Source organism: uncultured Roseobacter sp. (assembly GCF_947491795.1).
In the GTDB taxonomy this organism is placed as follows: Bacteria; Pseudomonadota; Alphaproteobacteria; order Rhodobacterales; family Rhodobacteraceae; genus Roseobacter.
The window spans coordinates 485,873-500,877 of the sequence record NZ_CANLKW010000003.1; the positions used below are offsets into that span (position 1 = coordinate 485,873).

Here is a 15,005-nt window from a genome sequence, read left to right on the forward strand (position 1 = left end):
GAACAATGACAACCAGCTGTCGCCGTGGCATCCTGACAGAACAGAATAGGAGCAGCGCATGAACCTTGCAAAACTGGCCGCAGAAGCAGGCGATCGGGGCACGCCGGTCCGTGCGGGACTGATCGGCGCCGGTAAATTCGGATCAATGTTTCTGTGCCAGGTTCCGGGGATAAAAGGGCTTACGGTACCAGCGATTGCTGATCTGAAGCCGGACCGGGCTCGCACGGCCTGCGTCGCGGTCGGCTGGGAAGACACGCGCATCGATGCCACGGCCTTTCTGGACAGCGGTTTGGCACTTGCCGAACGCGACGATCTGGATGTCATTATCGAGGCCACAGGCAATCCGCGCGCGGGCATCGCGCATGCGCGGGCTGCGATCGCTGCGGGCAAACACGTCATCATGGTCAACGTAGAGGCCGATGTCCTGGCGGGCCCTGCGCTTGCCTGGGAGGCCCAGCGGGCCGGTGTTGTATACTCAATGGCTTACGGAGATCAGCCCGCGCTGGTGGCCGAGATGGTGGACTGGGCACGGGCAACTGGTTTTTCGGTCGCCGCTGCGGGAAAGGGTACCAAATATCTGCCGGAATATCATTCGGTCACACCGGACAATGTCTGGGATCACTATGGCCTGACATCCAAGGAAGCGGCACGCGCCGGGATGAACCCGCAGATGTTCAATTCCTTCCTCGACGGCACCAAGAGCGCTATTGAAATGGTGGCAATCGCAAACGCCTGCGGGCTGGACGTACCCGCACTGGGGCTTTCTTTTCCGCCCTGCGGCGTGGATGACCTGGCTCATATATTGCGCCCCCGGTCCGTTGGAGGTCAGCTTGACGGACGTGGTCTTGTGGAAACGGTGTCGTCTCTTGAACGCGACGGAAGGCCGGTCTTTCGGGATCTGCGCTGGGGCGTTTATGTCGTACTTGAAGCTCCGAATGACTATGCGGCCGCCTGTTTCCGCCAATATGGCCTTCCTACCGACGACACCGGCCGTTTTGCCGCGATGCACAAACCCTTTCATCTGATTGGCCTCGAGCTGTCCGTGTCCGTCCTGAGTGCTGCCCTGCGGCAAGAGCCGACTGGCTGCGCGCAGGCGATGCGCGGCACGGTGGCCTCGGTCGCGAAGCGCGATCTCAGAGCCGGCGAGGTACTGGATGGAGAAGGCGGATACATGGTCTGGGGCAAAGCCATGCCAGCCGGACAGGCGGGAGAGGCTCTCCCGATTTGCCTGGCACACGGCGTGGCTCTCGAATGTGACGTGCCGGCAGGTGCTGTACTGAAAATCAGTGACGTCCGCTCTGACGAGGATGCAGTAACGGATTTGTATCTCTCACTTTTGCCAGAGCGGTCCTGAACAGGCATCTCGCGCGGGTCTCTCGGGAAGCCGAACAGTTTAGCCGTTCCTCGGCTGAAACCGGTTTTTAGTCCTGAGGGCACCACCTAATATACGGTCTGACTGTCGACCAATACGCATTGTGCGATTCAGCACACTCTCATCATTCTGTACAGTGTTGAAACGCCGGCTTCTGACAGCGTTTGTTTGCCTCAAAAGCACATTCTGACAGCCTGGTTTTCGGCTGTGGTGGCGGTTGTTCAGAAGTTGCTTTCCGCTGCAGGAAAACAGCACCAAACAGCCCGGCCGTTAGGGGAAATTTAAATCACCCGAACTATTGGTCGCAGCTGACTTACCTGCGGGAGCTGCGAACATGAACATTCTGGGTAAAATTGGTGTCGGTGGTCGGCTGTGCCTGCTTGTGCTGATTTCGGTTGCAGGAATCTTTACGATGCAGAAGGTCTCGATCAAGACTTTCTACAGCGCCTCTCTGGAGCAAAAGGGTGTGGAACTCACCCATCTGACAGATCTCGCGATGTCGATTGTTCAGAGCTACTATGTATTATCTGAAAACGGTGAGCTTTCGGTTGATGAAGCTCAATCAAGAGCGCTCGGTGTTCTTGGCGAACTCCGCTACGAAGGCGACAACTATTTCTGGGTAAACAACCGCGCGCACGAGATGCTGGTTCACGGCGCAAATCCCGCTCTGGCAGGCCGAGACTTTTCTGATTTCACCGACCCGAATGGTGTTTATCTGTTCCGCAAAATGGTTGAGGGAACACGGGACGGTAGCCCTGCGACGGTGGCCTATCAATGGGCCGCACCTGGTGCCGCTGAGGGCGATCCCCCTGTCGACAAGCTTTCTGTTGTACAGCCTTTCGTCCCCTGGGAATGGGTCATTGGGACCGGAGCGTACCTGACCCGCATTGAAGCGGCACAGGTTGGCATCAACAGGGATCTGAACCTCATGCTTGCGCTTCTTGCAGCGGGCCTTATGTGCGTCGCAGCCGTTATCGCATACAGCGTTACACGGCCGATTCGCCTGCTCACATCCCGGATGTCCGCCCTGTCAGATGGCGATACCGAGGCGCCGGTACCCTATGGACGTGATCGGACCGTTTTTGGCGAAATTTCCCGGGCGTTGGAGACTTTCCGACTTGGCATGATCGAACGAAAAGAAATGCAGGAGCAGGAGAAAATCCGCGCTGAAGAAGAGCGCGAACGGGAGCGCATGTCGGAAAAAGAGCTTCGGGAAAAAGAAGCGGCGCAGCTGAAAGCAGAACAGGCTTCCGAAGAGGAGAAACACCGCGCGGCGGAAGCACTGAGAGCCGAGAAAGAAAAACAGCAAAGAAAAGAGATGGAAGAGCGCGAAGCGCGCGCGGCTGAGTTGAACCGCGTCGTTGATGCCCTGGGCGCTGGCTTGCAAAGCCTTTCCGAAGGCAACCTTCTCAGCGACATCACAGAGCAATTCCCGCCCGACTACGAAAAGCTGCGCGGAGACTTTAATGCGGCTCTTGGATCATTGCGAAAAGCAATCGGTGCTGTGATGGAAAACGCAGAGTCCATCAGCCTCGAAACCGGCCAGATCGCCACGTCGGCTGATGACCTGTCGCGCCGTACCGAAAAACAGGCCGCAACTCTTGAAGAAACAGCGGCCGCGCTGGATGAGCTGACAAGCTCCGTCAAATCAGCGGCTGAAGGTGCCGACGACGCGGCAAACATGTCTGCAGAAGCAAGGGACCGCGCCGAAAAAGGCGGCCAGGTGGCTGGTAAGGCTGTTGAAGCCATGGACAGTATTCGCAACTCGTCTAAAGAGATCTCCAAAATCACTCAGGTGATCGACGACATCGCTTTCCAGACAAACCTGCTCGCTCTGAATGCGGGAGTTGAAGCTGCACGTGCAGGAGAAGCGGGGCGCGGGTTTGCCGTAGTTGCGACAGAAGTCAGGGCGCTTGCTCAGAGGTCTTCTGAGGCAGCACAGGAAATTCGAACTCTGATAACAAATTCCAGTGGTCAGGTGGAAGAAGGGGTTTCGCTGGTAGGCGAGACCGGCACTTCACTGGAAGTAATTTTACAATCAGTAACAGATATCTCCGAAAGGATTTCGACTATTGCGGCTTCTGCGCGCGAGCAGTCCGCAGGCATCGGGGAGATAAACTCAGCCGTTAACGAGCTTGATCACGTGACACAGCAAAACGCAGCGATGTTCGAGGAAACCACGGCAGCCAGTCATGCCCTGACACAGGAAGCCGGAGCATTGGTCCAGGCTGTAGAGCGCTTTAGCCTTGGACAAAGCACCACCCGGAAGCATGCGCGGCCTGCAAAGAAACCAGAACCGGACCATACAGCTCCGACGCCAGCTCGCAGAAAAGCTGTTTCTGCAGGCACATCTCTGGCACCGGCAACTCCTGACTTTTCTACAGACGAGGGGTGGGAAGACTTTTAACCGGGAATACACTCCCGGAAACTGAATGAAATCAGGTGGCTTGGTTTCCGACGCAGTTCGATCCGGCATCGGGCTTCTCCTGTTCCATTATCCATTCGTATGGTGTCCACGAACATACTTTGCTGAGCCGGGAACCAGACCTCTAGTCAATGGAGCCGTGTTCAATTCGCATTCTGGGCAACCTGATTTTTCTGGTGACTGGACTTGCGGCATGTCAGAGATATCGGAACCATAGAGACCGTTCGGGCTGCACTGATGTCTGAAGGCAAAAGTTTCAAAAAAACGACATAAATACAGCAGCTGAAATCAGGCTGATCACCGGTTTTGAGACCAAACTCTGGAAACTCCATTGTTTGGCTACGAACAGGAGGATTTCCTCGCGGGCCTAGTCTGCACAGCTCAATATCCCAGCTCCGGGCTCACAGTGTTCAGCAATGGATCACCTGCGATCCAGCGCTTCAGGTTATCGAGAAACAGCGAGAACGAAGCTTTTTCCCAGCCAGCGTAAACAGATGAACAATGTGGGGAGATCAGCACATCGGACCGGCTCCAGAATTCATGGTTGGCCGGCAAAGGCTCGGTCTCAAAGACATCCAGTGCCGCCGCCGCGATCTGTCCAGATCGCAGGGCCTGCACCAGCGCGCGCTGATCCACGACCCCGCCTCTCGAAACATCCACCAGTATCGCGCCAGGTTTGACACACGCGAATTCCGCGTCTCCGAGAAGCCCTCGTGAATTTGCAGTCAATGGCGCGCAAACCGCCAAAAAATCCGCCTGCGCTAACAATCGTGACAATTCCTCCGGTGCACACACCTCATCGATATTCTCCATCTGACGCGGTCGCGCCCTGGTGCCGGCAACATTCATGCCCAGTGCTTTCGCACGTAGTGCAATCGCCTGTCCGGTTTTTCCAAGACCGACTATAACCAGGCTGGATCCTTTTAGCGGCCGAACAACGCGCTGGCGCCAGATCCGGTGCTTCTGGTCACTGATCAGGCCGGGAACATCCAGCGTGAAGTGCAAAAATGCTCCCACCACATACTCGGCCATCATATCCGCCGCGACGCCAGCGGCATTAGTCACCGTGACGATGTCAGCGTCCCAGAGCCCAAAGTGATCGGTGCCCGCCCCGCCGTTTGCCACCCATTGCGGACCGTCATTACCAAACAGAGCATCACGGGGAAAACCATTCGATCCGGCGAAACGGACCGTGTAGACAATGTCAGGGCGAAAGCGCGCGATCGCTTCTGGCAAGCCTTCGTAAGAGTTGCATTCTGCCACCTCTGCCGCAGGGCATGCTTTGACCAGCTCAGCCGCAAGGCTGCTTGTCTCTTTGTTGTGCAGGAGCACCCTTGGTTTCATTGCTCAGACCTTTTTCCGGTACGCATGGACGACAGCGCGGCTGAAAAATGACACGCACCAACCGGTTTCTGAACACCCCGGAGATATGCGCGCCGCATTCACTTTGTTGATGTTGACAACAACCGGCCAAATCCGTGCAGTTGTCCTTTCCACGAGACAGCCCTGATGACCGCAGCCAGAAGCGCCTGATTTGACGTAATGACGGGCTTGCCTGTCTCTTTTTCCAGCGCATCAATGATTTCGACGCTGCGCATGTCGGTACAGGACAGCACGATTGCCCCGATGTCGTCACGATCTGCCGCCAGGCCCAGATTGAAAACCTCTGAAGGGGTCATAGCGCCCTGTCCTTCGTTGCTCAGAGCACTGTCCACTTCAGCCCGGGACACAACCTGAAACCCGGATTTTTCAAGGTAGGACACAGCAAGACTATTGATTTCAGCTACATAGGGTGACGCAAAGCCAATCCGGTCGACACCTGTCCGTCGCAGACCTTCCACAAGCGCCCCTGCCGCTGTTATGGCCTCGCAACCGCTCATTGCCGACATTTTTTCAGACAGGCTTTGATCAAATGAAGGCCCGTGCGTCAGCGTCGCTGAAGTACAGCCATAAACAATCACGTCCGGATGCGCGCCATTCAACAGACGGAGAGGTTCATCCAGACCCGACGTACCCAGCCCCCGCATCTGATCTGCGCCGGGGATCGCTTCTTCTTCGTAGCCTCCCATGCGCACAGTATGCACCATAAATTCCGGCGGGCACATCAGTGCAAAATCAGGCTCGAGGTTGGTGTTGGTAAAAGGAACCATCAGCCCGATCCGAAATTTCCCACGTCTGCTGCTCATGCCCGCTCACCTTCTTGCCAACGTATTAACGCGTCGAAAGCAGCCTGCATGCAAGGCTCCTGGGCAATGGTCCAGCGGAGGACTTGCGGCAAAGACGCTGCATTCTGGCGCCGGAGAAAAATCCCAGCCTTTTTCAGCGCATTGTCTGCCTCTATAGCTTCGGCTGCATCATCAAACCGCAAAAGCAGAAAATTGGTGCATCCGGGTACCGCGTTGAACCCGGCTGACTGCAATTTTCCGGCCCACAGGTTCGCGATCTCTGCGGTCTGCGCACATGTCTGACGCATGTATTCGCGGTCCTCCAGAGCTGCGACAGCTGCAGCCTGAGCGGTCAGAGCAAGGTTGTTCGGATTGAGCACTTTCCGCACGTGGTTCGCCAGTTCCCCGGGGAAATACCCCCAACCCACGCGCAGACCAGCAAGCCCGTAAGCTTTCGAAAAACTGCGCAGAACAATGCAGTTTCCAGCATCGGTCATGTCCCAGAAACGCTCGCCCAGATGGTCATTGAACTCGGCATATGCTTCGTCAACAACCAAAAGGATATCCGGCCGCAAGCCGGCCCTGAGCCTGCGCAGCGCGTCCGATGAAATGCGTGTCCCCGTCGGGTTCCCCGGGTTTGCGACAAACACGATCCCCGTGTCAGGGCGGACAGACTGCAGCAGATTGCTGACGCTGACACCCGATCGTGTTTCCGGCGCAGTGTCGAACCGGGCGCCGGACATTGCGGCCGAGGTTCGAAAAAACGGATAAGCATGCACAGGTGCGAGCACGGCCCGTCCGGGACCAGAGAAAGTTCTCGCAACAGCGGTAATCAGGTCAAGCGAACCGCTGCCGCATAAAATGCGGTCTTTCTCTATTCCGTGGAAGTGGCTCAACGCATCCCGCAGCAGCGTCCATTCCGGATCAGGGTACAATTCTGCACCGCTCAGTATTTTGCGGACTGCTTTCATCACTCCCGGGGCGGGTGGGCGCAGACTTTCGTTCTGGGCCAGCATCACAGGTGCAATGCCGTCCGGGACTGTCGTATCTGCCAGTGCATATGGGGACATCACCGCCACATGCGGCTGAACGGGTATCATGGTTTTGCTCCAACGTATTTTCTTGCGCCTTCCGGACTGACTAAGCCGGCTTTGACATCTGCCTCCAGGGCCGCTCTCGCTCTGTTTTCCGGAGGTCCGAAACCACCGCCGCCTGGTGTTTCAAATATAAGCGTATCGCCGTTGCTGACCTCAAAAACCCCTTTTCCCGGAAGATCGCCTGAGCCTGCTCCCTGCTTTTCAAGCCGGATACGGCCAGGTTTACCATTCATGCCACCCATCCGGCCCCGCGCCGCGTTGCGTACACGTTCCACAGACAGGAAAACCATAAACGCCTCACCGCCAGACGGGCCGATTTCAATGCGCTGTCCAAGACCGCCGCGCCTTTCACCCGCACCGCCGGAATCCTCTCTCAGTTCTCTTCTGCGGAAAAGTACCGGCGCAGCGGCCTCAGTCGTTTCAATCTGGCTGCCCCAGACACCGCTGGGAAAGGCCGTTGCGGACAATCCGTCAAGCCCCGGCCGCGCGCCTGTTCCCCCGTTGAATACCAGCTCCAGTGCGAAATGACGGCTCGGGTCCGACGCGGCGCCGGGTGTGTGGCGCAGCGGCAGATCATACATACATGACGCTCCTTCGGCTGGCACAGCTTGGGGCAGCGCTTGCGCAAGGCAGCCATAAATCAGATCCGGCGTCATCTGGCCCAGTGTATGCCGCATGGCCACAGGCGCCGGCGACAGAGCATTCAGAATGCAGCCATCCGGTGCTGTTACGCGAAAAAGTTCCAGTGAGCCGGCATTATTCGGGATATCCGGGCCTACGATACAGCGCAGAGCAAAAACAGTGTAGGCCGTCGCATAGTTCAGCGGAACGTTGATACCCTTGTCCACACAGGAATCCGTTCCGGCAAAGTCCACGTCAATGCCAGCTTGCGAAACGGTCATGCGCGCGCAGAGCCGGATATCAGCATCATAGCCGTCACAGATCAGTTCACTTGTCCAGGTGCCCTGCGGCATCGCAGCGACCGCGCGCAGAGTAGCATTGCGTGATGTTGTGATGATGTAGTCGGAGAGGTCCGTGAGGTCACTTATGTCAAATTCCTGCATCATGTTTTGCAGCCGGTTCGCGCCCGTTTCACAGCACGCAATGAGCGCATATATATCGCCTTCGTTTGCAATAGGCTCTCGCGAGTTTGCACGGACGATATCCATCAGAAGTGTGTTCAGATCGCCGCCCGATACGAGCTTGCACGGGGGGATCAGCAAACCTTCATCATAAATATCCGATCCCTCTGGCCCCATCCCAAGTCCACCAAGGTCAACAAGATGCGAGGTACAGGCCGAGAAGCCGACCACACGGTCGGAATAGAAAACGGGCATCATCAGAAGAAAATCGTTCAGATGCCCGGATGCGATCCAGGGATCGTTTGTCAGGAAAATGTCGCCCGGGTGCATCTGCCGTGCATCAAATGTCGCGCAAAGGGTCTTTACCGCCTCTGCCATGGTGTTGATGTGCCCCGGCGTCCCGGTCACTGCCTGAGCGAGCATCCTGCCATCTGCGTCGAATATACCCGCCGAGATGTCACCACATTCCCGCACGATCGGGCTGAATGCAGCCCGCACGAGCGCCTGGCCCTGCTCTTCAACTATGGCCAGAAGCCGGTTCCACATAACCTGTAACTGCATAGTAGCTGGTTTCACTGGCCCCGCTCCCCCGTTGATGTCAGCCAGATATTGCCATCCGCATCGGTGCGTGCACTGAAATCAGCGGTGACCAGCGTTGTCGTCTGCGGCTCGCAGATCAATGCAGGTCCGTTGATCTCGTCGCCTGCACTTAGTTCTGACCTTTGAAATACTCCGGCCTTGCGCCATGTGCTTGTGACGCTGCACCAGATCTGGCGGAACGTATCCGCCGATTTTGTGGTTCCGGACGTCGCGACAGCACCAGATGGTGGAACCGGCGCGTCCGACCAGACCGAGACACCCCAGTTGAGCACTTCTGTGATCATGCCCGGGACAACCCGGCCAAACTGACGGCTGTATTCCTGTTCAAATGCAGCAATCAGACGGGCGCGGTCGGAACTGATCAGCTTCTGACTGCCCAGATCAACCTCAATCTCATGCCCCTGACCATGATAGCGCATATAGGCTGTGCGCCGCTGGTACAGCCGGCTCTCCGGCGCGCCGGCACGAACAACGGCCTCTGCTTCACCGATCATGTCGTCAAACAGCGCGTTAATCTGATCTGGTTCCAGCCTGTCAATCCGCGTGTATCTGGAGCGGATAATCTCAAAAGAAACCGGCGCAAACAGAAACCCTACCGCCGAGCCGACACCCGGATCAGGTGGTATCAATATGCGTGAAATTCCTGCGCGCCTTGCGACCCGCGTTGCGTGCAACGGGCCATTTCCACCGAATGCGATCATTAACCGGGAACTGATATCCTTACCGGATTCAACGGCGTGCATGCGGCCTGCGCTGGCCATCGCCTCGTCCACAATCTCGCTGACGGCTGTCGCGGCCTCCTCAACCGTGAGGTTCAGAGGCGTTCCGACGTCCCCCAGCAAAGCTTCAGCGGATAGATCAGAACTGACCTGCAACCTGCCTTCGGCAAACCCATCGGGCGGGATATACCCCTGAATAATGTCCGCGTCGGTGACGGTCGGTTGCGTGCCGCCTTTTCCAAATCCGGCGGGTCCGGGTTCGGAGCCCGCGCTTTGCGGGCCAACAGTCACCCGCCCCAGATCATCCGCCGCGGCGACAGAGCCGCCCCCCGCCCCGATCTCGATCATTTCAATCACCGGTATTCTGACCGGCATTCCCGACCCTTTTATGAAACGGGCAGCTCTGGCAATTTCGAACCGTCGTGCCATCTGCGGACGGTATTCGTCTATCAGGCAAAGCTTCGCCGTGGTTCCGCCCATGTCAAAAGACAGGATCTCGTTTTCCTTTACGCCCTGTGCAATTCGCGCAGCCAGAACCGCACCACCGGCAGGCCCGGATTCGACCAGCCGGACCGGCATGCGCACAGCCGTCTCAAGCGTCGTCATGCCACCACCAGCCGTCATCATCAGCACAGGGCAGCGCAACCCGTTTTCTGCGAATTTTCGCTCAAAATCAGCAAGGTATCTGGACATCAGGGGCTGGATATACGCATTGGCAATCGTTGTGCACAGCCGGTCAAACTCTCGCGCTTCCGGGCTTATCTCATGGCTCAGCGAGACAACTGTCCCGGGCAGGTATTGTTGCAGCAGTTCTGCCAGCCTGCGTTCGTGGGCAGGGTTCGCATATGCGTGCAGCAGGCAGATCGCAACCGCCTCGACACGTGCCTCCCGCAACCGGTCCGCCAGATCAGCGACCGCAGCTTCATCCAGGGGGATCAGTTCTGCACGGCGCGCATCCATCCTACCACCGATTGTGAAGGCACGCGATCTTGGGACAAGCAGATCCGGCTTCACCAGATTGATGGCGTACTGACTGTACCTGCGCTCATAAGCAATTTCGAGGATATCGCGAAACCCCTCGGTGGTGACTGTTGCAACTCTGGCACCGCGCTTTTCGATATGCGCGTTGGTCGCAAGGGTAGTGCCATGGATAAACCCATCGATTTCCTGCATGGAAGCACCGGCCGCGGTAAGGGCTTCCTGTGCACCAGAAAGAGCGGCTTCGACAGGGGCGTCCGGAGTTGTCGGGACTTTACAGGTCGCGACAACCCGAGCGTTGGCGTCCACAATTGCTGTGTCTGTAAAAGTGCCACCGATATCGATTGCCATGCGCAATCCGCGCGACTGTGTCATTGGCATATCCTGAAGATGAGAAAACGTGCAAGTTGCAGGCCCGCATGTCCGGGCTGGGCTGATCTGCTGTCAGACGACGAGGTCGCACCCCGTATGCCGGCGCGTCATGCCCGCGGCTCCGGATATCAAAACAGTATCTGTGCCAATCAACATATGTGCCTCTCTCAGGGTCTGAGTTTAGGCAGTGGCCATGAGGATCTGTCAAGGATCAATATCTATTTCGCAAGCTCACATGAGCGCTCATCCTCATGAAAGGCGGCGAAGAAGGATCGGCCCGTTATAGGAATAGTGACAAATTTTTGTACTTGGATTTCGCCCGTAAAGCAGCCGTTTACCGGTTTAGTGGCAGTTTGCGGCAGCAAAAGCTGAATGGGCGGAAAAGCATTGTATCGGATAATCGAATGTCTGACCCAGGAACATGATTACTTCCTTGTCGCCGCCGCCGCTCTTGTCTGCGTCGTTGGTTCCTGCCTGTCCGTCCTCATCGCACGACGCCTGATTTTCGCGACGGAACGGCGCAAATACATCCAGTTGGGTCTTGGCAGTCTCATCTCGGGTGCAACAATCTGGTCCACACATTTTATCGCCATGCTTGCCTATGAACCCGGTTTCGAACACGGATATGAACCTGTTCTGACCGGTGTTTCCCTGGCGGTGGGTGTGCTGGGCGTTCTGGCCACAAATACCTTTCTTGCCTTTGGCAAGCATCGCTGGGTTTTCGTGATCGCGGGAGCCGGTTTTGGGTTGACTGTTTCAGCCATGCACTATGTGGGCATGGCCGCTTTTCTTCTCCCCGGGCAGATCAACTGGAATGTCACCAGCGTGGCCGCATCGATCATATTGGGAACGACGCTGGGTGCCGCAGCTTATCACCGGATAGTTTATCCGGTAACGCGATATTGCTGGATGGGTGGCGCTTTTCTCATGGTTCTGGCGATTTGCTCTATGCACTTCACCGGAATGTCTGCGATCACGCTTGAGCTCAGCCCGTTTATCATTGTTCCGGAACAGGTTTTGCCTGATGGTCTGCTGGGTCTTCTGGTTTCAGCCGTGACAGTAATCATTCTTGTTGTCGGCTTCGCTTCTATCAGCCTTGAGGTGAACCTGGAACGCGAAGCGATTGAACAGCTGGAGCATACTGCCCATCATGATCGCCTGACAGGGCTGCCCAACAGGCTGGAGCTGTCCCGCCAGACAAAAGTATTCGATAAAACCCTCGCTGATTTTGGCGGCATGAATGCGGCAACGTTCACCATTGATCTTGATCTTTTCAAGGAAATCAACGACCTGCACGGAAACGCTGCTGGTGATGAAATCCTGAGAAAAATCGGGCAGCGGCTTGGTGCTCTCTGCGGCGAGGGCGAATTCATAGCGCGTAGCGGTGGGGATGAATTCGTTGCTCTGAAACTGAACATCGTAACAATAGAAGAAGCAAAAGCTTTTGCGGAGCGCATCAGCAACCAGATTTCCATACCGGTCGATATTGCAGGATTGTCTACGATCGTCCGCGCTTCAATCGGTGGTGCGACGACGCTTGATGACGGCAGAAAAACATCGGATCTTCTCCAGAAGTCTGACCTTGCGCTTTATCGGGCCAAGCTCGATCCCGAAACGGATGTCTGTTTTTACCACCCGGACATGGATGAACAGAGCCGCGAAAGGCTTCTGATGATCGCAGATCTGCGGCAGGCCGCGTCGCGCGGCGAGTTTGAACTGGTTTATCAGTTGCAAAATGACCTGGTATCACTTGAACCGGTAGGGTTTGAGGTCCTGATCCGATGGAACCACCCGGAAAAAGGCCGGATCAGCCCAAGTGAGTTCATCCCTCTGGCGGAGGAAACGGGTCTGATCCGCGAAATTGGTCTTTGGGTTTTGCGAACTGCCTGCCTGCAGGCTGCCACCTGGACCAAACCGTTCAGCGTCGCGGTCAATGTCGCGCCCCAACAGCTTGTACAACCTGCTTTTCTTGAGCATTTGTCCGACATCCTGATGGAAAGCAGATTGCCGCCAGAGCGTCTTGAACTGGAAGTTACAGAAGCCAGCATTATCGAAGATCAGGCCTCAACCATTGAAGTGATGCACAAGATCAAGAAAATGGGCGTTCGGATCGCCATGGATGACTTTGGCACCGGCTATTCCTCACTGGCGACACTGCAAGCGTTTCCATTCGACAAAATCAAAATCGATCAGAGTTTTATACAGGACGTCGATACGGATCATCAGCGGGCGGCCATCGTGCGCTCGACACTGCTTCTGGGTGACGCGTTGAAAATCCCCGTCCTTGCTGAAGGTGTCGAACAGCTGAAAGAGCTGAACTTTCTGCGGTCCGAAAACTGTACCTATGTTCAGGGTTACTATTTCGGAAAACCCCTCAGCCTTGAAGACATCCAGCCAATCGTGAGAGCAGTGGACGCAAAAAAGGTTTCGTGACCTCACCTTTTCGTTGCTTTGCAGAATTCAGGTCAGCGCAAGAACATCCACGGGTTTCTCAACCCCTTTCAGTTCCGGCTGCATAAAGTCAGCGGGGTCATGTTCCAGGCCCGCTGCTTCGCAGGTGGCCCGGCTGATCAGTGCCTGTCCTGCGCCCGCCGCAGCAGATATACGCGCCACCACGTTTACCTCGTGTCCAAAGGCACTGATGTCCTGGATGTCGTTGCTGGCAGCGGCAATCGTGCCGAGGTAAGCTTCTCCGGTATGCACACCAATGCCAATCGGCAGCTCAATCCCCCTGGGCGCCAGTTTGCCGACCTCCTGCTGAAGACGCCGGGCGGCGGCAATCCCCTTTTTGGCATGATCGGCTCCGGCAATGCCGGGTGGCCAGACGGCGACGACGCCATCACCAATGAATTCGAGCACTGACCCATCCGTCTTGGCCATTGCATCCAGCGCCACATTGCGCAGTTCGGCCACCAGGTTCATAAACTCCCGCGCCGGCATGTCTGCAGAAAGGCCGGTTGAATTCCGAATATCCACAAACATCATGGTCATCGGCGTGTCGGTTCCGCCGGGATAGGCCTTGAGAAACTCATCACATGCATTGCAGAACAGTGGATTTCGTTTGGACTGGCGGATCCCTTTGAACGTACGCAATGCCCAGCCACCCAATCCACTGAAGGGCGCGATACAAAGCTTGCATCTTGGATCACTTGGCAGTGACCCAAAACGTTTTTTCTTGGACAAAAGAAGCGGATGGCCCTCGATCAGGACAAGTTTCCAGACTTCCTCGTTGCCGTCTTGTCGCGCATAATCTGAAGTCATTTTAGGTATTCCTATTGTTTTGCGATCAGGAACCGGTCCGGTGTGGGTGAGATATTCATCGATTCAGCCTCCGGGCAGGGCATGACAGCCTCGCTGTTTGATACGCCTGTTGCGCAGAGCACCGTGTGCCCCACAGTGACCTGACGGGGCGGCCCCATCCCGCGATACATCACCTCGATGGTTTCTCCGTTGGCAAAGGGGCTTGAGCACGGAATAGTCGGCTTCCCCTCAGCGTCACGCAACCGAACCGAAGGTACAGTGACGATCACGCCGGCTTTCAGAAGGGTCGGATGAAGCCAGGAGGGCGCGGATTTCAACGTCAGCTGATGATCATAGTCCGGCCCAAAAGCATCGGGCTCAAACGGTCCGCTGGCCAGACTGGCCGTTTGCAGATTTGTCATATGCGCTTCACCATCCTCACCAAAAAGCAGGTATGTAGCGATGTCAGGCTGCTGGTAATGGTGGGCAAATGGACGGAACAGAACCATCCGTCCGACAGTTGCGGTAAAATCGCCCGCGATCGGCTGGACGACTTTTTCAGGATCCCATGGGAAAAAATGTGGATCATCCAGGAATTCGGGCGGAAAAGACGGCATGCCCTGAAAAATATTGGCGCGGAATGTCCGCTTTTCCCGGGAGGGTATCGCCGGAATAATGAAGGGATCTTCGGCGTGATTGCACATCACGATAAAATCGCCCGGGTTATTGCGGCGGACCTGGCGGTATTCTTCCAGCACCGCATCCGGCAGCTCTGCGCGATAGGCAATCTGATACTTGTGAACTTCGTGGTGATACTGGGTCATATGAACTGCAAAGACATGCTCGTAACCAATCAGCGAGAACGCATGCAGATGGGGGGGATTGTAGACAACATTCGCCAGCTGTGGCTCAATTGCGCCTTCGGGCGGTGCGTGATGATGTGAATGATCCATTT

Annotated in this window: 10 protein-coding genes; 3 read left to right on the forward strand and 7 right to left on the reverse strand. The window is 56.3% G+C overall.

Annotation, left to right across the window (positions count from 1 at the left end; all coding sequences use genetic code 11):
• The first annotated feature begins 58 nt into the window (after positions 1–58).
• On the forward strand, positions 59–1,354 hold the full coding sequence (locus Q1A34_RS14170; RefSeq protein WP_300035303.1) for a Gfo/Idh/MocA family oxidoreductase: 1,296 nt from the start codon (positions 59–61) through the stop codon (positions 1,352–1,354).
• 352 nt (positions 1,355–1,706) lie between these two features.
• A complete protein-coding gene (locus Q1A34_RS14175; protein ID WP_300035306.1) occupies positions 1,707–3,779 on the forward strand; it encodes a methyl-accepting chemotaxis protein in 2,073 nt (690 codons plus the stop codon).
• A 399-nt stretch (positions 3,780–4,178) separates the two neighbouring features.
• On the opposite strand, the gene Q1A34_RS14180 is transcribed toward Q1A34_RS14175, so the two are convergent.
• The 5 genes from Q1A34_RS14180 to Q1A34_RS14200 all read right to left on the reverse strand — a co-directional run bounded on the left by Q1A34_RS14180 (position 4,179) and on the right by Q1A34_RS14200 (position 10,813).
• Complete coding sequence (locus Q1A34_RS14180; protein WP_300035309.1) at positions 4,179–5,129, reverse strand: D-2-hydroxyacid dehydrogenase; 951 nt, start codon at positions 5,127–5,129, stop codon at positions 4,179–4,181.
• A 110-nt stretch (positions 5,130–5,239) separates the two neighbouring features.
• On the reverse strand, positions 5,240–5,983 hold the full coding sequence (locus Q1A34_RS14185) for an Asp/Glu racemase (protein ID WP_300035312.1): 744 nt from the start codon (positions 5,981–5,983) through the stop codon (positions 5,240–5,242).
• The gene (locus Q1A34_RS14190; RefSeq protein ID WP_300035315.1) at positions 5,980–7,062 is read right to left on the reverse strand and encodes a histidinol-phosphate transaminase; all 1,083 of its coding nucleotides are present in this window, start codon (positions 7,060–7,062) and stop codon (positions 5,980–5,982) included. Before Q1A34_RS14190 ends, Q1A34_RS14185 begins: the two co-directional genes overlap by 4 nt.
• A complete protein-coding gene (locus tag Q1A34_RS14195; RefSeq protein WP_300035318.1) occupies positions 7,059–8,717 on the reverse strand; it encodes a hydantoinase B/oxoprolinase family protein in 1,659 nt (552 codons plus the stop codon). The genes Q1A34_RS14190 and Q1A34_RS14195 overlap by 4 nt, the downstream gene beginning before the upstream one ends.
• Positions 8,714–10,813: a hydantoinase/oxoprolinase family protein gene (locus Q1A34_RS14200; RefSeq protein WP_300035321.1), complete on the reverse strand. Its 2,100-nt coding sequence runs from the start codon at positions 10,811–10,813 to the stop codon at positions 8,714–8,716. The genes Q1A34_RS14195 and Q1A34_RS14200 overlap by 4 nt, the downstream gene beginning before the upstream one ends.
• 369 nt (positions 10,814–11,182) lie before the next feature.
• Between Q1A34_RS14200 and Q1A34_RS14205 the strand changes: the two genes are divergently transcribed.
• Complete coding sequence (locus Q1A34_RS14205; protein WP_300035324.1) at positions 11,183–13,243, forward strand: EAL domain-containing protein; 2,061 nt, start codon at positions 11,183–11,185, stop codon at positions 13,241–13,243.
• 27 nt (positions 13,244–13,270) lie between these two features.
• Here the strand turns inward: Q1A34_RS14205 and Q1A34_RS14210 are convergent, their stop codons facing one another.
• Both Q1A34_RS14210 and Q1A34_RS14215 read right to left on the reverse strand, forming a co-directional pair.
• Positions 13,271–14,071 (reverse strand): adenylate/guanylate cyclase domain-containing protein, encoded by an 801-nt coding sequence (locus tag Q1A34_RS14210; protein ID WP_300035328.1) that lies wholly within the window; start codon positions 14,069–14,071, stop codon positions 13,271–13,273.
• Between the two features lie 11 nt (positions 14,072–14,082).
• The gene (locus Q1A34_RS14215; RefSeq protein WP_300035331.1) at positions 14,083–15,003 is read right to left on the reverse strand and encodes a hypothetical protein; all 921 of its coding nucleotides are present in this window, start codon (positions 15,001–15,003) and stop codon (positions 14,083–14,085) included.
• Between the last annotated feature and the right edge of the window lie 2 nt (positions 15,004–15,005).